The sequence below is a fragment of the Jiangella alba genome, assembly GCF_900106035.1.
In the GTDB taxonomy this organism is placed as follows: Bacteria; Actinomycetota; Actinomycetes; order Jiangellales; family Jiangellaceae; genus Jiangella; species Jiangella alba.
On the sequence record NZ_FNUC01000004.1, the window covers coordinates 1,632,812 to 1,653,274 of the forward strand.

The 20,463-nt window shown below is 72.7% G+C and carries 22 protein-coding genes; 13 read left to right on the forward strand and 9 right to left on the reverse strand.

The genetic code is table 11. The features are described from left to right. Window positions 1-66 precede the first annotated feature (66 nt). Window positions 67-2,655 carry an ATP-dependent chaperone ClpB gene (gene clpB, locus BLV02_RS25395; RefSeq protein ID WP_069109047.1) on the forward strand — a complete coding sequence of 863 codons (2,589 nt, stop codon included), beginning with the start codon at window positions 67-69 and terminating at the stop codon, window positions 2,653-2,655. Window positions 2,656-2,679: 24 nt separating this feature from the next. Here clpB and BLV02_RS25400 read toward each other — a convergent pair whose 3' ends face one another. The 3 genes from BLV02_RS25400 to BLV02_RS25410 all read right to left on the reverse strand — a co-directional run bounded on the left by BLV02_RS25400 (window position 2,680) and on the right by BLV02_RS25410 (window position 4,743). Next, window positions 2,680-3,429 (reverse strand): siderophore-interacting protein, encoded by a 750-nt coding sequence (locus BLV02_RS25400; protein ID WP_069109046.1) that lies wholly within the window; start codon window positions 3,427-3,429, stop codon window positions 2,680-2,682. Between the two features lie 301 nt (window positions 3,430-3,730). Next, window positions 3,731-3,940 (reverse strand): DUF397 domain-containing protein, encoded by a 210-nt coding sequence (locus BLV02_RS25405; protein ID WP_069109045.1) that lies wholly within the window; start codon window positions 3,938-3,940, stop codon window positions 3,731-3,733. Beyond that, window positions 3,937-4,743, reverse strand: a complete 807-nt coding sequence (locus tag BLV02_RS25410; RefSeq protein ID WP_069109044.1) for a helix-turn-helix domain-containing protein — start codon at window positions 4,741-4,743, stop codon at window positions 3,937-3,939. Before BLV02_RS25410 ends, BLV02_RS25405 begins: the two co-directional genes overlap by 4 nt. Window positions 4,744-4,986: 243 nt before the next feature. Here BLV02_RS25410 and BLV02_RS25415 point away from each other — a divergent pair, with 243 nt between their 5' ends. Further along, on the forward strand, window positions 4,987-5,211 hold the full coding sequence (locus BLV02_RS25415) for a hypothetical protein (protein WP_069109043.1): 225 nt from the start codon (window positions 4,987-4,989) through the stop codon (window positions 5,209-5,211). A 78-nt stretch (window positions 5,212-5,289) separates the two neighbouring features. On the opposite strand, the gene BLV02_RS25420 is transcribed toward BLV02_RS25415, so the two are convergent. Further along, complete coding sequence (locus BLV02_RS25420) at window positions 5,290-6,729, reverse strand: serine hydrolase domain-containing protein (protein ID WP_069109042.1); 1,440 nt, start codon at window positions 6,727-6,729, stop codon at window positions 5,290-5,292. Window positions 6,730-6,839: 110 nt separating this feature from the next. On the opposite strand from BLV02_RS25420, the gene BLV02_RS25425 reads away from it, so the two are divergent. Beyond that, complete coding sequence (locus tag BLV02_RS25425) at window positions 6,840-7,601, forward strand: SDR family NAD(P)-dependent oxidoreductase (RefSeq protein ID WP_069109041.1); 762 nt, start codon at window positions 6,840-6,842, stop codon at window positions 7,599-7,601. On the opposite strand, the gene BLV02_RS25430 is transcribed toward BLV02_RS25425, so the two are convergent. Beyond that, entirely contained in the window at window positions 7,602-8,723 is a 1,122-nt protein-coding gene (locus BLV02_RS25430; RefSeq protein ID WP_069109040.1) for a VanZ family protein, read from the reverse strand. A gap of 49 nt (window positions 8,724-8,772) precedes the next feature. After that, window positions 8,773-9,408: a hypothetical protein gene (locus tag BLV02_RS37765; protein WP_069109039.1), complete on the reverse strand. Its 636-nt coding sequence runs from the start codon at window positions 9,406-9,408 to the stop codon at window positions 8,773-8,775. Window positions 9,409-9,438: 30 nt separating this feature from the next. Here BLV02_RS37765 and pyrE point away from each other — a divergent pair, with 30 nt between their 5' ends. After that, entirely contained in the window at window positions 9,439-9,978 is a 540-nt protein-coding gene (gene pyrE, locus BLV02_RS37770; protein ID WP_069109038.1) for an orotate phosphoribosyltransferase, read from the forward strand. A gap of 62 nt (window positions 9,979-10,040) precedes the next feature. Here pyrE and BLV02_RS25445 read toward each other — a convergent pair whose 3' ends face one another. Then, window positions 10,041-10,928: a hypothetical protein gene (locus BLV02_RS25445; protein WP_069109037.1), complete on the reverse strand. Its 888-nt coding sequence runs from the start codon at window positions 10,926-10,928 to the stop codon at window positions 10,041-10,043. Beyond that, window positions 10,921-11,406 (reverse strand): SigE family RNA polymerase sigma factor, encoded by a 486-nt coding sequence (locus BLV02_RS25450; protein WP_216093949.1) that lies wholly within the window; start codon window positions 11,404-11,406, stop codon window positions 10,921-10,923. The genes BLV02_RS25445 and BLV02_RS25450 overlap by 8 nt, the downstream gene beginning before the upstream one ends. 182 nt (window positions 11,407-11,588) lie before the next feature. On the opposite strand from BLV02_RS25450, the gene BLV02_RS25455 reads away from it, so the two are divergent. From BLV02_RS25455 to BLV02_RS25490, 8 genes are all read left to right on the forward strand, one after another. Beyond that, a complete protein-coding gene (locus BLV02_RS25455) occupies window positions 11,589-12,299 on the forward strand; it encodes a DUF5642 family protein (RefSeq protein ID WP_069109036.1) in 711 nt (236 codons plus the stop codon). Between the two features lie 65 nt (window positions 12,300-12,364). Further along, window positions 12,365-13,003 (forward strand): hypothetical protein, encoded by a 639-nt coding sequence (locus BLV02_RS25460; RefSeq protein WP_069109035.1) that lies wholly within the window; start codon window positions 12,365-12,367, stop codon window positions 13,001-13,003. 37 nt (window positions 13,004-13,040) lie between these two features. Next, window positions 13,041-13,700: a TrmH family RNA methyltransferase gene (locus tag BLV02_RS25465; RefSeq protein WP_069109034.1), complete on the forward strand. Its 660-nt coding sequence runs from the start codon at window positions 13,041-13,043 to the stop codon at window positions 13,698-13,700. Continuing rightward, complete coding sequence (locus tag BLV02_RS25470) at window positions 13,693-15,051, forward strand: FAD-dependent oxidoreductase (protein ID WP_069109033.1); 1,359 nt, start codon at window positions 13,693-13,695, stop codon at window positions 15,049-15,051. Before BLV02_RS25465 ends, BLV02_RS25470 begins: the two co-directional genes overlap by 8 nt. Before the next feature lie 130 nt (window positions 15,052-15,181). Beyond that, on the forward strand, window positions 15,182-16,087 hold the full coding sequence (locus BLV02_RS25475) for an ABC transporter ATP-binding protein (RefSeq protein ID WP_069109032.1): 906 nt from the start codon (window positions 15,182-15,184) through the stop codon (window positions 16,085-16,087). Window positions 16,088-16,095: 8 nt separating this feature from the next. Further along, complete coding sequence (locus BLV02_RS25480) at window positions 16,096-16,992, forward strand: ABC-2 transporter permease (RefSeq protein WP_069109031.1); 897 nt, start codon at window positions 16,096-16,098, stop codon at window positions 16,990-16,992. Next, the gene (locus BLV02_RS25485; RefSeq protein WP_069109030.1) at window positions 16,989-17,906 is read left to right on the forward strand and encodes an ABC transporter ATP-binding protein; all 918 of its coding nucleotides are present in this window, start codon (window positions 16,989-16,991) and stop codon (window positions 17,904-17,906) included. The genes BLV02_RS25480 and BLV02_RS25485 overlap by 4 nt, the downstream gene beginning before the upstream one ends. A gap of 11 nt (window positions 17,907-17,917) precedes the next feature. Beyond that, window positions 17,918-18,634 (forward strand): ABC transporter permease subunit, encoded by a 717-nt coding sequence (locus tag BLV02_RS25490; protein WP_069109029.1) that lies wholly within the window; start codon window positions 17,918-17,920, stop codon window positions 18,632-18,634. Between the two features lie 7 nt (window positions 18,635-18,641). On the opposite strand, the gene BLV02_RS25495 is transcribed toward BLV02_RS25490, so the two are convergent. After that, window positions 18,642-19,139: a pyridoxamine 5'-phosphate oxidase family protein gene (locus BLV02_RS25495; protein WP_069109028.1), complete on the reverse strand. Its 498-nt coding sequence runs from the start codon at window positions 19,137-19,139 to the stop codon at window positions 18,642-18,644. Window positions 19,140-19,325: 186 nt separating this feature from the next. Between BLV02_RS25495 and BLV02_RS25500 the strand changes: the two genes are divergently transcribed. After that, window positions 19,326-19,805, forward strand: a complete 480-nt coding sequence (locus tag BLV02_RS25500; RefSeq protein WP_069109027.1) for a DUF4262 domain-containing protein — start codon at window positions 19,326-19,328, stop codon at window positions 19,803-19,805. The last annotated feature ends 658 nt before the right edge of the window (window positions 19,806-20,463 follow it).

The following is a 20,463-nucleotide window of genomic DNA, read 5'->3' on the forward strand; positions in this document are numbered from 1 at the left end:
TGAGTGGAATAGGCTCAACTCTGTCACGGTTGTCTCTGGAAAGAGACCGAGCACCAGAGGAGATCGATGTCCGACCAGCTCACCACCAAGGCTCAGGAGGCGCTGTCCGTCGCCGTGCGCAGCGCCGCGACCGCAGGGAACCCGGCCGTCGAGCCGGTGCACGTGCTGCGTGCGCTGCTCATCCAGTCCGGTGGGCTGACCGGTCCGCTGCTCGAGGCCGCCGGCGCCGACCTCGCGGCCGTGCGCCGCGACGTCGACGTCGCGTTCGAGGGGCTGCCCAAGGCGGCCGGCTCGACCGTCGCGTCGCCGAACCTCGCGCGCAGCACGTACGCCGTCATGTCGCACGCCGGCGAGGTCGCCCGCGAGATGGACGACCAGTACGTCTCTACCGAGCACCTGGTCGTGGGGCTGGCGCACGTGCAGTCGCCCGTGCGCGACCTGCTGGCCGAGCACGGCGTCACGGCCGAGAAGGTGCGTGCGGCGTTCAGCGAGGTCCGCGGCTCCGCCCGCGTCACCAGCCCCGACCCCGAGGGCAGCTACGACGCGCTGAACAAGTACGGCGTCGACCTCACCGAGCGGGCCCGCGAGGGCAAGATCGACCCCGTCATCGGGCGCGACTCCGAGATCCGCCGCGTCGTCCAGGTGCTGTCCCGGCGCACCAAGAACAACCCCGTCCTCATCGGCGAGCCCGGCGTCGGCAAGACCGCCGTCGTCGAGGGGCTGGCCCAGCGCATGGTCGACGGCGACGTGCCCGAGTCGCTGCGCGGCAAGCGGCTGGTCTCCCTCGACATGGGCGCCATGCTGGCCGGCGCGAAGTACCGCGGCGAGTTCGAGGAGCGGCTGAAGGCCGTCCTCGACGAGATCAAGGCCAGCGACGGCGAGGTCGTCACGTTCATCGACGAACTGCACACCGTCGTGGGCGCGGGCGCCACCGGCGACTCCGCCATGGACGCCGGCAACATGCTCAAGCCGATGCTGGCCCGCGGCGAGCTGCGCATGGTCGGCGCCACCACGCTCGACGAGTACCGCGAGCGCATCGAGAAGGACGCCGCGCTGGAGCGCCGGTTCCAGCAGGTCTACGTCGGCGAGCCCAGCGTCGAGGACACCGTCGCCATCCTGCGCGGGCTGCGCGAGCGCTACGAGGCGCACCACAAGGTGCAGATCGCCGACGCCGCGCTGGTCGCCGCCGCCACGCTCTCGCACCGCTACATCACCGGCCGGCAGCTGCCCGACAAGGCCATCGACCTCGTCGACGAGGCCGCGTCGCGGCTGCGCATGGAGATCGACTCCTCGCCGGTCGAGATCGACACCCTGCGCCGCCAGGTCGACCGCCTCAAGATGGAGGAGCTCGCGCTCGACAAGGAGCACGACGCCGCCTCGCGCGAGCGGCTCGCGTCCCTGCAGGCCGAGCTGGCCGACCGCGAAGAGGAGCTGCGTGCGCTCGAGGCCCGCTGGGAGCAGGAGAAGGCCGGGCTGAACCGCGTCGGCGCGCTGAAGGAGCAGATCGACGACCTGCGCGGGCAGGCCGAGCGGTCGCAGCGCGAGGGCGACCTCGCCGGCGCCAGCGAGCTGTTGTACGGCCGCATCCCCGAGCTGGAGAAGGAGCTGGCCGCGGCCAGCGAGGCGGCCGACGCCCAGGCGGCGGCCACCACCATGGTCAAGGAAGAGGTCGGCCCCGACGACGTCGCCGACGTCGTGGCGGCCTGGACCGGCATCCCGGCCGGCCGGCTGCTCGAGGGCGAGACCGAGAAGCTGCTGCGCATGGAGGACGAGCTCGGCAGCCGGGTCATCGGGCAACGGGCGGCCGTGGCAGCGGTCTCTGACGCCGTCCGCCGGTCCCGCGCCGGCATCTCCGACCCCGACCGCCCCACCGGCTCGTTCGTCTTCCTCGGCCCGACGGGTGTCGGCAAGACCGAGCTGGCGAAGGCGCTCGCGGACTTCCTCTTCGACGACGAGCGCGCCATGGTCCGCATCGACATGAGCGAGTACAGCGAGAAGCACAGCGTCGCGCGGCTGGTCGGCGCCCCGCCCGGCTACGTCGGCTACGAGGAGGGCGGCCAGCTCACCGAGGCGGTGCGCCGGCGGCCGTACTCCGTCGTGCTGCTCGACGAGGTCGAGAAGGCGCACCCCGAGGTCTTCGACATCCTGCTGCAGGTGCTCGACGACGGTCGCATGACCGACGGCCAGGGCCGCACGGTCGACTTCCGCAACGTCATCCTCATCCTCACGTCCAACCTCGGCTCGGTGTTCCTCGCCGACCCGTCGCTGGACGAGAAGGCCAAGCGCGACGCCGTCATGGAGGTCGTCCGGGCGTCGTTCAAGCCCGAGTTCCTCAACCGCATCGACGACATCGTCATGTTCGAGCCGCTCGGCACCGACGAGCTCGCCCGCATCGTCGACCTCCAGGTCGTGAAGCTGGCGCAGCGCCTGGCCGACCGCCGGCTGGCGCTGCGGGTCACCGACAGCGCGAAGGAGTGGCTGGCCCTCACCGGCTACGACCCGATCTACGGCGCCCGGCCGCTGCGCCGGCTGGTGCAGACGGCCATCGGCGACCAGCTGGCGAAGGAGATCCTCGCCGGCCAGGTCCGCGACGGCGACACCGTCGTCGTCGACCTCGACGAGGGCGCCGACAAGCTCAGCGTGCGCCCCGCCTGACGGGACCGCGGGCTCCGCACCGCGTCAGGTGGGGGAGCCGGCGCGGCCGAGGCGCCAGTAGCCGAACGCGTGCAGCCGATGGCGCTCGACGCCGCGGTCGGTGGCGGCGAAGCGGCGGATGACGCGCACCTCGCCGGCCTCGCCGGCGACCCACACGTCGACGGCGCCGGAGGGCCAGGGGAGCGACCGGACCGCGCGTTCCAGCGCGCCGGTCGTCCCGGCGGCGGCGCCGTCGCGGTGCAGCCAGGTGACCCGCAGGTCCGCGGCCGACGGCAGCGGCTGCTCCTCGGCGGCGTCCGCCACCTCGACGACGGCGTGGATCGCCAGCCCGGCCGGCGCTGCCGCGGCGACGGCGGCCAGCGCCGGCAGGCCGGTCTCGTCGGTCGCCATGACGACGGCGTCGGCGGTCAGCGACGGCACGGCGTGCGGCCGCGGGCCGGTGAAGTCGAGAGTGTCGCCGGGTGCGGCCGTGCGCGCCCAGCGGACGAACAGCCCGTCACCGTGCAGGACGACGTCGAGGTCGAGGCGGCCGGTGGCCGGGTCGGCCCGGCGGATCGTGTACGTGCGGCTGGCCGGCCGCGCCCCGCTCAGCACGCCGGCGTCGTCGGCCGGCGGCGACAATCGGAGCACCTGGTTCGGGCAGGTCGGGTCCAGCGGCAGGTGCGGCTCCTCGACCTCGACGGTCAGCCGCAGCATCGCCGGGGTGAGCGGCGCGACGCCCGTGACCCGGAGCCGGCCGGACGACCCGCGGGCGGGTACGGATCCGGCGGTCATGCCCGCATCGTAGGGCCGCTCCCGCAGCTGGATGGCTCCAGGGTGAGCTGTGCGGTCTCTTCGGTGGCCGGCTCGTGGTGCCCGCATCGTAGGACCGCCCCCACAGCTGGATGGCTCCAGGGTGAGCTGTGCGGTCTCTTCGGTGGCCGGCCCGTGGTGCCTGCATCGTAGGGCCGCTCCCGCAGCTGGATGGCTCCAGGGTGAGCTGTGCGGTCTCTTCGGTGGCCGGCCCGTGGTGCCTGCATCGTAGGACCGCCCCCGCAGCCGGTTGGCTGCGGGGGCGGTCAGAGGTCGCTCGGTTTCAGTCGAACTCGCCGGCCTTCGCGCCCATCACGAACGCCGACCACTCGCCAGCGGTGAACTTCAGAATTCCACCGTGGGGATTCTTGCTGTCGCGCACAGCCATGCCACCGTCAGACAGCGGCGTGATCTCGACGCACTGTCCACCATCGCCGTTGCTGTAGCTGGACTTGCGCCACACGGCGCCGGCCAGCTCCGACACCTCGTTCATAGTTCCTCCATCGTTTGGCGGATCAGGTCCGCCGATTCATCTGGGGACAACGCCTGGGCCCGGAGCACATCCATCCGGTCCACGGCATCACCCACGACTCCGCTGTCCGTCATGAGGTGCCCCCCGGTAGGGCCTTCGTAGTACAACACCGGTTGCCCGTTCAGGCGGTCGAAGATCGTCATTTGCCCGTTCAGCGCGGCGTGCGCTCCCGCGCCGAATGGAATCACCTGAATGGTGATATGACGCATCTCGCCCATTTTGAGCAGGTATTGCAGTTGATCTCTCATGACGTCCGGCCCGCCGATCATCCGGCGGAGCGCGGCCTCGTCGATCACCGCTCGTAGCCTCGGTGGATCATCGCGGCGGAGGATCTCCTGCCGCCGGATCCGGGCTTCGACCTGGGTGTCGACGTGGTTGTCATAGGCCATCCTGACGCCCGCCAGGAGCTCGCGTGCATACGCTTGTGTCTGCAGGAGACCGGGCGGGAATGTCTGCTCGTAGGTGTGGATCGACTTTGCCCGTTCTTCCTCCTCGATGAACCCTCGATACTTCGCGGGCACCGACTCGCGGCTCACCATCTTCCAAGCGCGGACGAGGAGGCCGTCGGTTCCCAGGATCTCATCGCACCGTTCCGCGAACTCTCGCTGCGGAGGCCGCTGCGCAGTTTCCACATTAGCGACGGCTCCGCGCGAGTAGTTGAGCTTTTCCGCCAACTGTTCCTGGGTGAGGCCGGCACGGTGACGCGCGCGTGCCAGCTCACCACCGAAAAAGGCGGCCGCGGAATCCGGATCATGGTCTGTCACGGCATCTCCTGGCGATGTCACAAAGTCGCGGACGGCGTCACAGGTGGCGGGCGTGACACCCAGATTGTTCCCGCGGGTGGCTCAGATCATGCACGATACTTCGCCAAGGGCTATGGCGCAGCGTTTCGGCTGATCCAAGCCGTGGCGAAGCCGTGCCAGGTCCCGGTCCGCCGCCCCGCCTCGAACGGGTGCGGACGAGCCCCGAGCACGGGCCTCCTGGAGGCCCTGCACGACGGAGGAGAGATGGCTCGCTTCACGGCTCGAGCGCACGGATACGGCCTCGTCGACTGGACCGCTGACGAGCTGGACGCGTACGCCTCCCGGCTGCTGCACGACCACGTCCCGGGCCGGCGCTGGATGCCGCACCGCTCGTCGTCGTGCCGCGAGTGCGGAGAGAGCTGGCCCTGCCCCGCGGCGGCCTGGGCCGGCCAGTGGAGCCACAGCGTGACCCGCGCCGAACCCCGCTAGCCGATCCGAACCCGGTGAGTGAGATGACCTCGACCCTCGTTGTCCTTGCCCTGCCCGTGCTGTGGGCCGTCTGCGAGCTCATCTCGCGGGAGCGTCGCCGGCACCATCCGTGACCAGCGGCGTGCCCGGCGAGACGCGGTCGCGGGTGCGCACCGCCCGGGCCACCCGGTCGATCGGGTACGCGGTCATGGCGAACGCCTGCACCGACGCGACGCCGTCGACGCCGAAGTGGTAGCGGATGGTCTCGCCCACGGGCGCGTAGCCGGTGCCGCCGGCGATCCGCAGCGTGTGGTCGTCGACGACGGCGAGCCGCATCGGCTCCTCGGTGGGGTCGCGGTCGGTCGGGTCCAGCAGGTAGAGCCGGCCGGCGAGGTCGACGACGTCGAAGACCCGCCACATGCTGGCGTACCGCCCGGTGAACCGGGACAGGTCCGCCGCCGACGGCGTCAGCTGCGGGCCCGCCGTCTCGGCCAGGTTCACCAGCCGGATCAGCCCGTCGGCGAGCGCCTGCGCGGGCCCGTCGATCGCGTTGGTGAGCACCGAGACGGCCAGCCGCCCGGCCGGGTCGAACGACGTTCGGGTGATGTGCCCGGGGTAGCCGCCGCCGTGGCCGAACACCAGCCGGTCGCCGATCATGACGCGGCCGAACCCGAGCCCGTACTCGGCGTCGCCGCGGCCCTGGACCTTCCACTCCGCCCGCTGCATGAGCCGCTTCGTCGCGTCGGACACCAGCCGGGTGTCGCCGTGGAAGTGCGCCGCGACGTAGTGGACGAGGTCCTCGGCGGTGCTGAAGAACCCGGTCGCCGCCGCCATCGCCGCGGTGTCGACGTGGTCGATCGGGATGCGGTGGTCGGCGTAGGACAGCGCGGTGTAGCCGGTGGCGTAGTCGCCCGCGCGGACCGGGTCGTACTCCGGGCCGGTGTTCTCCAGCGACAGCGCCTCGACGATGTTCTCCTGGACGAACTCGTGGTACGGCTGCCCCGACGCCGCCGCGACGATCAGGCCCAGCATCGAGTAGCCGATGTTGGAGTACTTGAACCGCTCGTTCGCGGGCAGCACGCCGGCGCCGTCGTCGAGCAGGATGTCGCGCAGCCGGTCCTCGTCGGGGAACGCGTGCGCCAGCTGCCAGAAGTCGCCGTTGCTGCTGTCGCGCACCACGCCGCCGCCGTGGCCGAGCAGCTCGCGCACCGTCACGGCGGCCAGCGGCGTGTCACGCAGGAACGGCAGCCAGCGCACCGCCTGGTCGTCCAGTCGCAACTGCTCGCGCTCGGCCAGCTGCAGGACCGCGGTGGCCGTGAACGTCTTCGAGTGCGACGCGATCCGGAACAGGTGCTGCGGGGTCAGCGCGGCCTGGTGCTCGACGTCGGCGAGCCCGTGCGCGGTGGACAGCAGCAGCTTGTCCTCGTGGAGGACCGCGGCCTGGATGCCGGGGACGCGGTCGTACTGCTGCCGGAAGGCGACCCACGTGTCGAAGTAGCGGGTCGCATCGGCTACGGCGGGGTGGGAAAGATCGCTCACGAATCATGACCTTATCGACCGCATTGACCGATGTGTGACCATGATCGTCGCGATGTATCGCGATTCGGCCCCCGGTCTCGCATCGTGGTCGGCGGCGTAGGGTTCGGCGCATGGCAACGGCACTCGTCACCGGGCCCACCGCGGGCATCGGCCTGGCCTTCGTCCGGGCGCTCGCCGCGCGCGGCCACGACGTCGTTCTCGTGTCGCGTGACGAGGCCCGGCTGGAGGCCGTCGCCGGCGAGCTGCGCGGCGCCTACGGCGTGGGCGCCGAGGTGCTGCCGGCCGACCTCGCGACCGGCGTCGAGGCGGTGGAACGGCGGCTGCTCGATGCCGGCCGCCCGGTCGACCTGCTGGTCAACAACGCCGGCTTCGCGACCCGCGGCCGATTCCTCAGCAACGACGTCGCCGACGAGGAGTACCTGCTGGACGTGCTGGTGCGCGCGGTGCTGCGGCTGACGCACGCCGCGCTGCCCGGCATGGTCGAGCGCGGCCGGGGCGCCGTCGTCAACGTCAGCTCCGTCGCCGGCTGGGTGCCGCGCAGCACGTACAGCGCGGCGAAGGCCTGGGTGACGGCGTTCAGCGAGGGCCTCGCGCCGCAGTTGCGCGGCACCGGCGTGCAGGTGATGGCGCTGGCGCCGGGGTTCGTTCGCACCGAGTTCCACGAGCGCGCCCAGCTGAACATGTCCGGGCTGCCGTCGTGGATGTGGCTCGACGCCGACGCCGTGGTCGCCGCCGCGCTGAAGGACCTGCGGCGGCGGAAAGTGGTGTCCGTCCCCGGCGCGGTGTACAAGGTGGCCGCCGCGGCGCTGCCCCGGCTGCCGCGGAGCCTGGTGCTCGGCATCGGGCAGCGGCACCCGTCCCGCCGGAACTGATCAGCGCGCCGTCGCGGCCTCGGCACGGGCGTCGGCCACCTGGGCGCCGGCCAGCCGGAACGACAGCCCGCGCGGCCCGGCCACCAGCACGGCCAGCCCGGACACCACGATGACGACGTTCGTCAGCGACGCCGCGGCGTCGGTCACGCCGTCGTCGAGCGGCGGCAGCGCGCTGACGACGTCGAGCAGGCCGTAGAGGCCGAACCCGCACAGCGACCGCGCCAGCGCGCGGGACCGGTGGACGGCGCCGTCCGCCCACCACGGCGCGAGCCAGAGTGCGCGCTGGCCCAGCGACGCGCCCGGCCCCGACAGCGTCGGCACCAGCATCACGAGCACGAACGCCACGATCGACGGCACCGCGCGGTCGCCCCAGCCGGCTTCGGCGGGCAGTTCGTCGCCGCGGCCGTAGAGGACGTAGGCCCGGTAGGCGGTGGCGACGACGGCCGCCACCGCCGTGTACGCGGCGAGGTCGACCACCATGCCGAGCAGCCGCCGCGAGCGCGTCACCGGACGTGGCTCGCGGCGGGTCCGCCGCAACTCCTGGCCGGGCATCCAGCGCAGCAGCACCGGAGCCAGCAACGCGCCGATCGCCGCGCCGGTCGTGTTCGTCAGCACGTCGTCGACGTCGGCCACCCGGTAGACGCAGCCGGCCAGCCCGAACACGCCGGTGCCCTGGGTGGTCTCGATCAGCACGGACACCGCGGCCCCGCTGATCACCGTCAGGCCGAGGCCGCGGCCGAAGAACCGGCGCAGGAACAGCCCCCACGGCACGAACAGCACGACGTTGAAGACGACCTGCAGGACGGCCGCGCTCTCCAGCCGGGCCATCAGCGACAGGCCGGCGGTGTCGTTGACGATGTCGTCGACGGAGTGGAACGGCCGCCACTGCACCGGCGGCGCCTCGTGCGCGGCGCACCAGGCCGACTCCGGCCACGGCAGCAGCGTGTACGCGACCAGCGCCATGCCGTAGATCGCGAACGCCGCCGCGCCGGCCAGCCTGAGCGGGCTGAGCCGGCCGTACGTCCGCGACTCGATCACGACGATGGGCGCGAAGAACAGGACGAACGTGACGGTGCCGAACAGCACGGCCACGTACGCCGGCCAGGTCCACGCGTCGGTCACGGGCACATTCTGGCCGGGCCGGCGGCCCGCGGTCAGCCGATCGCGGGACTCACCCGGGCAGCGCGGCGATCGTCGCGGCCAGCGCGGCCGTCACGTCCTCGCCGCCGGACAGGGTGTGCACGGGCCAGCCGCGGGCCGCCGCCGAACGGGCCCAGAAGTCGCCCGGTCCGACGCCGGGGACGGCGGCGCCGGTGTGCAGGTAGCCGCACGGCGCGTCCGGCCAGTCCGGCGCCGGCGGCAGCCGCTCGGTCCAGAAGTCGTGGTCGCCCGGGTGCTCGGCGTCCGGCGGCCAGACCGCGCCGGTTCCGTGCAGGACGTCGTGGGCGGCGTCGGCGGCGGCGCCGTCGGCGGCGCGGAGCAGGTCCAGGTGCGACGGCGCGCCGGGCCGCGGCAGCGTCGCGTCGGCGAACACGTAGCCGCCGACGCGCCGCCCGGCCGCCCGCTGCGCGCGGGCCAGCGCCGGCAGCAGCGGGCCGGCGGTGCCGTGCGCGACCAGCACCCGCGGCGACGCGGGCGTGGCCGCGAGCAGCCGGCGCGCGGCGTCGGCCAGCCAGCTGACCGCGTACGGTCGGCGCTCGGCCACCGGCGCCGCGACGACGACCGGGTAGGGGACGGTGCTGGGCGCCGGCCCGCCGGCCCACGGGCCGAGCGGTCCGGACACGACGACGACGGCTGCGGGCTGCACGCCGACCAGCCTGCCGTACGCTCGTGCCTCGTGAGTGCCTGGGATGAGCTGCGCCGCCACATCGTCGAGAAGGCCGTCGTGCGCGGCCGGGTCGTGCTGTCGTCGGGCAAGGAGGCCGACTACTACGTCGACCTGCGCCGCATCACGCTCGACGGCGCCGCCGCGCCGCTGGTCGGGCAGGTCATGCGCGACCTCACGGCCGACCTCGCCTTCGACGCTGTGGGCGGCCTCACGCTCGGCGCCGACCCCGTCGCCACGTCCATGCTGCACGCCGCCTCCGCCGCCGGGCGGTCGCTCGACGCGTTCGTCGTGCGCAAGGACGCCAAGCAGCACGGCCTGCGCCGCCGCATCGAGGGCCCCGACGTCACCGGGCGCCGCGTCCTCGCCGTCGAGGACACCTCCACCACCGGCGGCAGCGTGCTGACCGCGGTCGAGGCGCTGCGCGAAGCGGGCGCCGACGTCGTCGCCGTCGCGGTGATCGTCGACCGCGACACCGGGTCGCGGGAGCGCATCGAGGCGGCCGGGCTGGAGTACCGCGCCGCCTACTCCCAGGCCGACCTCGGCCTCTGACGCCCCGCCTCACCATGATCATCAACCTTCTGTGCTGGCGGGACGACGCAAAAGGTTGATGATCATGGTGGCTGGGTGCCGGCGGGCCGCGGCGGGTACCAGCGCCCGTCCAACAGTTGCCGGTCGCCCAGCGGCTCGTCGAGGTGGACGGTGAGCGGCGCCGGCGGACTGCCCTGGCAGGTGTACGCGCCGGGCGGCAGCGGCTCGACGCGAGTGGTGATCACGACCGTGTCGGCGTAGTACTCCACCATCGGCTCGGTCAGCCGGCCTGCGTCAGACTGGCCGCTGGAGCACTCGTCGGAGCTGACATCGATGTCGACCGACGTGGCGTCTGGGTCGGGTGTGCTGCGCAGCGACCACGACGCCGGCAGGAGTCCATCGTCGAAGAACCGTTGTGGCTCGCAGCCTCCGCCTCCGCTGTAGAACGTCCAGGTGCCGTCTGCCTCCCGGCTGTAGACCGCCGTCGACAGCCCGTCCTCGGCCATGTTGCGCGCCTCTGGAGTGTCCTTCAGCCAGATCAGCAGGTAGGCGAGGGAACTGACCTGGTCGACCAGCGTCCACCTCTCGATCAGGCGTGCGGCGATGGGCGGTCGCGCCGTGGTGCGGACGGCGGCGCCGAGGTCGCTCTCCGGATCCAGCGCCGGCCGTTCGGTGAGCAGCGCGGGATCGAACGCCGGCCACCCCGGATTGCAGGTGATCAGCTCGGTCGCCGGTGGCGTGTCCGCCGGCTGTGGCTCGGCGTCGCCGGCGACCGGGACGAGACCCCGTCCGGCCAGCCCGGCCAGTGCGCCGACCGCGAGCACCGCCGCCGCTCCCGCGACACGGCGCCGGCGCCGGCGGGCGAGCCCCACGCGGGTCACCTCGTCGGCGAGGTCGTCGCCCGCCGGGGCGTCCGCCGCGCGGCCGGCGAGCGTGGCCCGCAGCGCGGTCTCGAGGTCGTGGTCAGACACGGGTCCACTCCTTCCGCAGCGTGGCCAGGGCCCGGGACGCGTTCGACCGGACCGTCGACGGCGTGCTGCCCAGCAGTTCGGCGATGCGGGCGTCGTCGAGGTCCTCGTAGAACCGCAGCACCAGCACCGCCCGCTGCACCCGCGGCAGCCCGGCGAGCGCAGCCCACATGACCGTCCGCTCGGCGTGTGCGTCGCCGTGGTCGGGCCCGGACGCGACGGCGGGCAGGTCGACCGGCGCGGTGGGCGCCTCGGTGGAGCTGCGCCGCCGCTTCCCGTCGACGTAGGCGTTGACGACCATGCGCCGCACGTAGGCGTCGGGCTGGTCGGCCCGGCTCACCCGCCGCCACTGCCGGAACGCCCGCAGCAGCGCCGTCTGGACGACGTCCTCGGCGAGGTGCGCGTCGCCGGTGAGCAGGTAGGCCAGACGCAGCAGCGGCTGCCGCCGGGTGACCACGTACTCGTGGAAGTCCACGCCCATGTCTCTCAGACGTCCCAGGGCGGCCGATCCGCTGCATCGTCCGTCCGGCGGGAATCTCCCGCACCGCCCACGCGGGCGTCCGGCGGTCGGTACATTTGCCGCCGTTCCCCTGCGTGACAACACGCATACCCTTCTGTCAAGGAATCAGACGAACCATGCGAAAGCTCGGAATTTCTGCGCTTGTGGCCGCCACCCTGTTCCTCGCCGCGTGCGGCGGTGACGACGACACGGGCGACGACGCGACCGCCGCGAGCGAGGAGACCGCCGCCGCCGACGAGACCCCGGCCGACGACGCCGCCGAGGAGGAGGACGGCGCGGCCGCCGCGTCCGGTCTGCAGGGCGCGCTGCTGTCGGCCGAGGACCTCCCCGAGGGCGCGACGGTGTCCGCGTTCGACGTCGCGCAGCTCGACAGCGCCGGCGAGAGCATGGCGCAGCTGCTCGAGGGCGTCACCTACGAGCCGGCCGACTGCCAGGCCTACGACACCAACCCGCTGCAGAAGGACGGCGCCGACGCCGCCGGCATGACCGCCACCTCGGGCACCGACGCGCTGATCAACGCCGTCTACACGAACGCGAGCGCCGACGACGTCGCGAGCGTGCAGGAGTACTACGACCGCTGCGGCGAGATCACTGTCAGCGGCGAGGCCGGCGGCCAGCCGTTGGACATGACGATCCGCACGACCACCGTCGACGCGCCGGAGGTCGAGGCCGACGAGGTCATCGCGGTCGAGACGGTGACGGAGTCGGCGGCCATGCCGGCGGTCCCGACCCGGATCATCTACATGATCGACGGCGACCGCGGCGTCTACGTGGCCGGCAACCCGGAGTCCACCACGTTCGACCTGAACGCGCTGGCCGTCGCCGCCCTCGACAAGCTCAAGGCGCAGGGCTGACACCAGCCGCGTCGCGCCGGGTCGCCGTGCGGGCGGCCCGGCGCGGCCGGTAGTGTGATCAGGCGATGCGCACGACGGCCCGGACCGCGCTGGTCGCCACCGCCGTCCTGCTGAGCGCCTGCGGGAGCGGCGGCGTCGACCTGGACGCGGCCCTGCTCACCGCCGACGACCTCCCCGACGATGTCGAGCTGATGCCGGTCGACGCCATCGAGCTGACGGGGACCATCCAGAGCATGGCGCTGCTGCTCGAGAACGTCGCCTACGAGCCGGCCGACTGCCAGGACGACCCGGCCGACCCGCTGCGCCGCCACGACGTCGAGTCCGCGGGCATGGCCGCGGTGTCCGGCGACGACGTCTTCGTGCAGGCCGTCTACACCGGCGCGTCCATCGACGACATCGCCGCCATCGAGGACTACTACCAGCGCTGCCGCGAGGTCACCGTCAGCGGCGAGATGGCCGGCCAGCCCGTCGACCTGACGATCCGGACCCAGGTCACCGGCGGCCCGCCGGTCGACGCCGACCACGTCATCGCGCTCGACAGCACCACCAGCGCCGACGGTGTGCCCGACACGCTTGACCACGTCGTCTACCTGATCGACGGCTCCGAGGGCATGTTCGTCGCCGTCACGCCCGAGTCCGCGACCTTCGACCTCGACGAACTGACGGTGAAGGCGCTGGAGAAGCTGCGCGCCGCGCAGGGCTGACCGGTCCGGCCGTCCGGCACGAACTACGGTGGGGTGTGTGAGCGACCAGGCGGCCCCGGCGGCGGACGAGTCCGCGCCGGACCACCGGCCCGGCGTCGGGCCGTGGCCGGGACCGTGGCCCGACGATCCGCGATATGACCCCGAGCTGCTCGAGTACGGCGACCGCCGCAACGTCGTCGACGCCTACCGCTACTGGAGCAACGACGCCATCGTCGCCGACCTCGACCGCCGCCGGCACCCGTTCCACGTCGCCATCGAGAACTGGCAGCACGACTTCAACATCGGCTCGGTCGTCCGCACGGCGAACGCGTTCCTCGCCGCCGAGGTGCACATCGTCGGGCGGCGGCGCTGGAACCGCCGCGGCGCCATGGTCACCGACCGCTACCAGCACGTCCGGCACCACGCCGACCTCGCCGCGCTCGCGTCCTGGGCGCACGCCGAGGGCGTCCCGGTGCTCGGCATCGACAACCTGCCCGGCGCGGTGCCGCTGGAGACCTACGACCTCCCGCGCGCCTGCGTCCTGCTGTTCGGCCAGGAGGGCCCCGGCCTCTCCGACGCCGCGCGCGAGCACGTCGACGCCGTCCTCTCCATCGCCCAGTTCGGGTCCACCCGTTCCATCAACGCCGGCGCGGCGGCGGCCATCGCCATGCACGCCTGGATCCGCCGGCACATCGTTCCCGGAGGAGCCGATGGCTGACCGTGTGCTGGTGATCGGGGCGGACGCCGCCGGGATGAGCGCGGCCTCGCAGGCGTTGCGGTCGGCGAAGGCGGCCGGGCGCTCGCTGGAGGTCATCGCGGTCGACCGCGGGCACTGGACGTCCTACTCCGCGTGCGGCATCCCGTACTGGATCGCCGGCGACGTCCCCTCGCCGGGCGCGCTGGTGGCCCGCTCGCCCGACGAACACCGCGCCAACGGCATCGACGTCAGGCTGGTCACCGAGGCGGTCGCCCTCGACACCGACGCCGGCTGGGTCGAGGTGGTCGACCACGCGGCCGGGCGCACCGAGCGCATCGGCTACGACGAACTGGTCATCGCCACGGGCGCCGCGCCCGTGCGGCCGGACGTCCCCGGCGCCGGCGCGGCCGGCATCCACGGCGTGCAGACGCTCGACGACGGCGCCGCGGTGCTCGAGTCCCTCGCGCGGCCACCCGAGCGGGCGGTCGTCGTCGGCGCCGGGTACATCGGCCTCGAGATGGCCGAGGCCATGGTCCGCCGCGGCCTCGCCGTCACCGTCGTCGACCGCGGCGAAGAGCCGATGAACACCCTCGACCCCGACCTCGGCACCCAGGTGCACGCCGCCATGGAGCGCATGGGCATCGACGTCGTCACGTCGGCCGCGGTGACGGCGTTCGAGACCGGGCCCGGCGGCGCCGTCACGGCCATCGTCACCGACGCCGGGACCTACCCCGCCGACATCGTCGTGCTCGGCACCGGCGTGCGCCCGGCCACCGGCCTCGCCCGGGCCGCAGGGCTGCCGCTCGGCCCGTCCGGCGGGCTGCGCACCGACGACACCCAGCGCGTCGCCGACGGCGTGTGGTCGGCCGGCGACTGCGTCGAGACCTGGGACCGCGTCCGCCGCGACTGGGTGCACGTGCCGCTCGGGACGCACGCGAACAAGCAGGGCCGCGTGCTCGGGACGAACCTCGGCGGCGGGCAGGCGCGGTTCCCCGGCATCGTCGGCACCGCGCTGACGAAGGTGTGCGACCTCGAACTGGCCCGCACCGGCCTGACCGAGGGCGACGCCGTCGCGGCCGGTCTCGACCACGTCGCCGTCACCATCGAGTCGACCACGCGGTCCGGCTACTTCCCGGGCACCCGGCCGATCACCGTCAAGATGGTCGCCGAGCGGCCGACCGGCCGGCTGCTGGGCGCCCAGATCGTCGGCCGCGACGGCTCGGCCAAACGCATCGACGTGTGCGCCATGGCACTCTGGACCGAGCTGACCGTCGGCGAGCTGGCGATGACCGACCTCGCCTACGCGCCGCCGTTCTCGTCCGTCTGGGACCCGGTCCAGATCGCCGCCCGCAAAGCCGCCGACCGGCTCTGACGCCGCGACCCTGAGACGGTCTCAGGGTCGCCCGCGCCGGCGCCTCCGGGATGATCGTGCTCGGGGACGACATCGCGTGTCGTACCACCGCCGGACGCGCGGCGACCTGCCGCGGCGGTAGCGTCGATCCGTGCCTGTCATCCAGACCGAGGAACTGACGAAACGGTTCCCGGCGACCACCGCGCTCGACCGCCTCACCATCGACGTCGAGCCGGGCGTCGTCGGGCTGGTCGGCGCCAACGGCGCGGGCAAGTCGACGCTGATCAAGATCCTGCTCGGGCTGTCACCGGCCACGTCGGGACGGGCCAGCGTCTTCGGGCTCGACGTCACGAAGGACGGCCCGAAGATCCGCGAGCGGGTCGGCTACATGCCCGAGCACGACTGCCTCCCTGGCGACGTCTCGGCCACCGAGTTCGTCGTGCACATGGCCCGCATGTCCGGGCTGCCGGCCGACGCCGCCCGCGAGCGGACCGCCGACACCCTGCGCCACGTCGGCCTCTACGAAGAGCGCTACCGCCCCATCGGCGGCTACTCCACCGGCATGAAGCAACGGGTCAAGCTGGCGCAGGCGCTGGTGCACGACCCCGAGATCGTCATGCTCGACGAACCCACCAACGGCCTCGACCCGGTCGGCCGCGACGACATGCTGGCGCTCATCCGGCGCATCTGGGCCGAGTTCGGCATCACCGTCCTCGTCACGTCGCACCTGCTGGGCGAGCTGGAGCGCATCGCCGACCACGTGGTGGTCATCGACGGCGGCACGCTGCTGCGGTCGTCGTCGACGTCGGAATTCACCCGCACCAGTCAGTTCCTGGTCGTCGAGGTGTCCGCCGCGGCCGAGGCCGTCGCCGCCACCCTGACCGCCGCCGGCCTCACGGTGAGCCGCGACGGCACGCAGCAGCTGGTGCTCCCTCTCGACGACGAGAAGGTGTACGACCTCGTGCGCGACGCCGTCGCCGCCGAGGGCGTCGGGCTGATCCGGCTGGAACAGAGCCGGCACCACATCTCGGAGATCTTCGAACAGGACCAGGGGTGAGTGGCCCGATGACCGAACAACCGTCGGGTGTCATCCACGACATCGGCTACCGCAAGTACGACGGCCCCCGGCTCGGCCGGGCCCGCGTCACCCGGGCGCTGTTCGGGCACAGCCTGCGCGGCGCCTACGGCCTCGGCCGCTCGGGGCGGGCGAAGGTGCTGCCCATGCTGCTGCTCGGCATCATGTGCATCCCGGCGTTCGTCATCGCGGTCATCGCCAACGTCGCGTCCGGCGTCACCACCGAGCTGGTGCTGCCCTACTCGCGCTACGCCATGGTGACCATGCCGATCCTCGCGATCTTCCTGGCCGCGCAGGCACCGGCGTCGCTCTCTCGCGACCTGCGGTTCAAGACCGTCCCGCTGTACTTCTCCCGGCCGCTCGAGCGCTCCGACTACGTGCTGGCGAAGTACGGCGCGCTGGCCACCGCGGTGTTCCTGCTGCTCCTGGCACCGCTGCTGATCATGTACATCGGTGCGCTGCTGGCCGAGCTCCCGGCCTGGCAGGAGACCGGCGACCTCCTGCTGGCGCTGCTCGGCGTCGTGGTGTTCGCCGTGGTGTTCGCCGGCATCGGCCTGGTCATCGCCTCGCTGACGCCACGGCGCGGGCTGGGCGTCGCGGCCATCATCACCGTCCTGGCCCTGAGCTTCGCCGCCGTCAGCGCCCTCCAGGGCATCATCCGCTACGAGGTCGACAACGTCGAACTCGCCGGCTGGCTCGGGCTGCTGTCGCCGGCCACGCTGGTCAACGGCTTCCAGATCTGGGTGTTCGACGCGTCCTCGGGCTCCGCCGTCGCGTCACCGCCGGGCGCCGCGGGCGGCGTGGTGTACGTGCTGGTGACGTTCGCCGTCATCGGCGCCTGCTGGGCCCTGCTCAACCTGCGCTACCGGAAGGTCGCCGTCTCATGAGCCCCTCGGTCCTCTCCGTCGACACCGTGTCGCGCTGGTACGGCAACGTCGTCGCCGTCAACGACGTCACCATGACCATCGGGCCCGGCATCACCGGCCTGCTCGGCCCCAACGGCGCCGGCAAGTCCACGCTGATCGGCATGCTGGCCGGGTTCCTGGCGCCGTCGGCCGGATCCGTGACGCTCGACGGCGCCACCGTCTGGAAGAACCCCGAGGTCTACCGCACCATCGGGCTGGTGCCCGAGCGCGAGGCCGCGTACGACTTCCTCACCGGCTGGCAGTTCGTGCTGGCCAACGCCGAACTGCACGGCCTGCCCGACCCCGGCGCCGCCGCGAAGCGCGCGCTGGCCGCCGTCGAGATGGAGTTCGCGCAGGGCCGCAAGGTCGGCGAGTACTCCAAGGGCATGCGGCAGCGGGTCAAGATGGCCTCGGCGCTGGTGCACGACCCGTCCGTCCTGCTGCTGGACGAGCCGTTCAACGGCATGGACCCCCGGCAGCGGCTGCACCTCATGGAGCTGCTGCGCCAGATGGGCGCCGACGGCCGCACCGTCCTGTTCAGCTCGCACATCCTCGAAGAGGTCGAGCAGCTGGCGCAGCACATCGAGGTCATGGTCGCTGGCCGGCACGCCGCGTCCGGCGACTTCCGCGAGATCCGGCGGCTGATGACCGACCGGCCGCACCAGTACGTCATCCGCTCCTCCGACGACCGCGGGCTGGCCTCGGCGCTCATCGCCGACGGCTCCACCGCCGGCGTCCAACTCGACGACGGCGTGCTGAGCGTCGAGGCGGTGTCGTTCCTGCGGTTCACCGAGTTGCTCCCGCGCGTCGCCCGCGACGCCGGCATCAGGCTCTTCGAGGTCTCGCCCACCGACGAGTCGCTCGAGAGCGTCTTCTCCTACCTGGTGAAGAGTTAGGGGTACCAGACATGAACGGGACCGTTGTCCGGCTGACCTACCGGGCGCTGCTCGGAGGCCGGCGGGCCTGGCTGCTGTTGCTGATGTCGGTGCTGCTGCTCGCCATGGCCGTGCTGCTGCGCGTCACCGTGGGCGTCGACCACCAGGTCACCGCCGACTTCCTCGGCGCCGTCTCGGTGGCCGCGCTGGTGCCGCTGTTCGGGCTGATCGTCGGCACCGGCGTCATCGGCCCCGAGATCGACGACGGCTCCATCGTCTACGTGCTGTCGAAGCCGATCTCGCGGCCGCGGATCATCCTCAGCAAGTTCGTCGTCGCCGCGTGCGCGACGGTGCTGTTCGCCGCCGTGCCGACGTTCGTCGCCGGCCTGGTGATGTCCGGCACGGCGGGGCGCATCGCGCTCGGCTTCGGCGCCGCCGCCCTGGTCGCGTCGGTGGCGTACAGCGCGATCTTCCTGCTGCTGTCCGTCGTCACCCGGCACGCCGTGGTGTACGGGCTGGCGTACGCGCTGATCTGGGAGGGCCTGCTCGGCTCGTTCGTCCCCGGCGCGCGGACGCTGAGCGTGCAGCAGTGGTCGCTCTCGCTCACCGAGGCCATCGCCACCCGCGACCTCGTCTCCTCCGACGTCCGGCTCGCGGTGGCCGGGGTGCTGCTGGCCGTCGTCATCGTCGGCGCCACCTGGTACGCCGGCCAGCGGCTGCGGGTGCTCTCGCTGGCCGGCGAGGAGTGAGCCGGGCTCAGGCGCCCTGGCTCCCGGCCTTCTGCCGGATCAGCTCCTCGACGGGGGTGGGCAGGGTGGTCTCGAAGTCGATCAGCTTCGCCCACGTCGGCGTCACCACGATGCGCACCATCGCGTCGTAGAGCCCGCGGACCGCGACCTCCCACTCGACCCGCTGCTCGGGCGTCATCTCGTAGCTGGTGTTCATCTTCATGTACTCCTCCGGGATGCCCTCGACGAGGTCGAGCTCGGCGCGGCCGCGGAGCAGCAGGATCTTCGGCGGGTGCACCTCGGTGTCGATGGTCAGCGCCACCGCCGGGTTGGCCCGCAGCGACGCGAGCTTCGGCGCGTTCGTCGGCGTGCACATGATGATCTCGGTGCCGTTCCAGGTGAACCCGATCGGCACCGTGCGCGGCGTGCCGTCTGTCGCCACGTAGGCCAGCCGGGTGATGTCGCGGGCCAGCAGTTCCTGGCTGTACGGACGGTTCAGGATCTCGGCGATCTCGTTCGGCTGCATGATGTGTCCTCTCCTGACGCGGCCCCTCGTGGCCGTTCGTACCCCGGGGACGGGGCCGGTGCCGCGTTCTCGACATGCCACGGCGACCGACTTTCCCGTCCCACCGTTGCGGGCGACGTTGTCGGTGGCCGCTGTTAGTGTTCGAACTCCTGTTCTTGTGAATCTTTCTCCCCGGAGGTCGACATCATGGCGTTGGACGCGTGCACGCCGCTTCAGCTGCAGCAGTGGCAGGACCAGGAGGACGCGTGGCTGCGCGACACCGTCCGCCGGCACGGCTGGGCGGTCCAGTACGCGGCCGGCGCGCCGCCGTTCGCCTACACCGTCGGGTTGTACGGGTTCGGCCATCCCGAGTTGCTGGTGTACGGGCTCGACCTGCAGGCCAGCGCCTGGGTGCTGAACCACTTCGGCGACCGCGTCCGCGAGGGTGAACGGTTCGGCCCCGGCCGGCCGATGCGCCTCACCGGCTGGTCGCACCGCCTGCAGCTCTTCCCCTTCCACGACGGTGAGGAGCCGCCGGTGCTGGGGTCGGCGCAGCGCTACTACCACCGCGGCCCGGCCGACCCGGTGCCTGCCCTCCAGCTCATCTGGGACGACTCCGCCGGACGCTTCCCCTGGGACGACGGCTACGACCTGCCCGGCGGGCTGCAGCCGGCGCCTCGTCCCTAGCCAGGGTCATCGGCCCGCTGGCCGTCCGGGGGTGGCGGTCGCGTGGTGATCGGGCGCGCGGCCCATCGGCTGTTGTGGTCGCACGTGGCGATCGGCCGGGCTGGTCGGCTGCGGCGACTGGCTGTGGTGGCCGCCGCGGTCGTCGGCCGGGCGGGATCCCTCGAGGTCCATCGGCCGTGGTCGTCGGCCTGGTTGGTCGCCCGTTGACTGGCCGTGGTGGCCGCCGCGGTCGTCGGCCGGGCGGGGTCCCTCGAGGTCCATCGGCCGTGGTCATCGGCCCGGCTGGTCGCCTGTGGTCAGCGGCGGTGGTGGTCGCCCGTGGTGATCGGCCGGGACGGTCGCTCAGGATGATCGGCCGTCGTGGGCGGCCGTGGTCATCGGCCGCCGGCGCCATTGCCGGCGGCCGATGGTCGTCGGATCCTAGCGGGTGGGCCGGCCGGTGGGGACTCCCGTGCCCGTCCTCGCTCCCGGTGCGCTGGCTCGGTCCGGTCGCTCGGGTGCGCCGGCCGGGTGCGTGCTGGTCCGGGTGTGTGCCGACTTGGGCACGCCAGTCCGGGGTATGTGCCGACTTGGGCGCGCCAGTCCGGGGTGTGTGTCGACTTGGGCACGCTGGTCCGGGTGTGCCGGTTCGGGTACGCGCGGACCCAGGTGCGTGCCG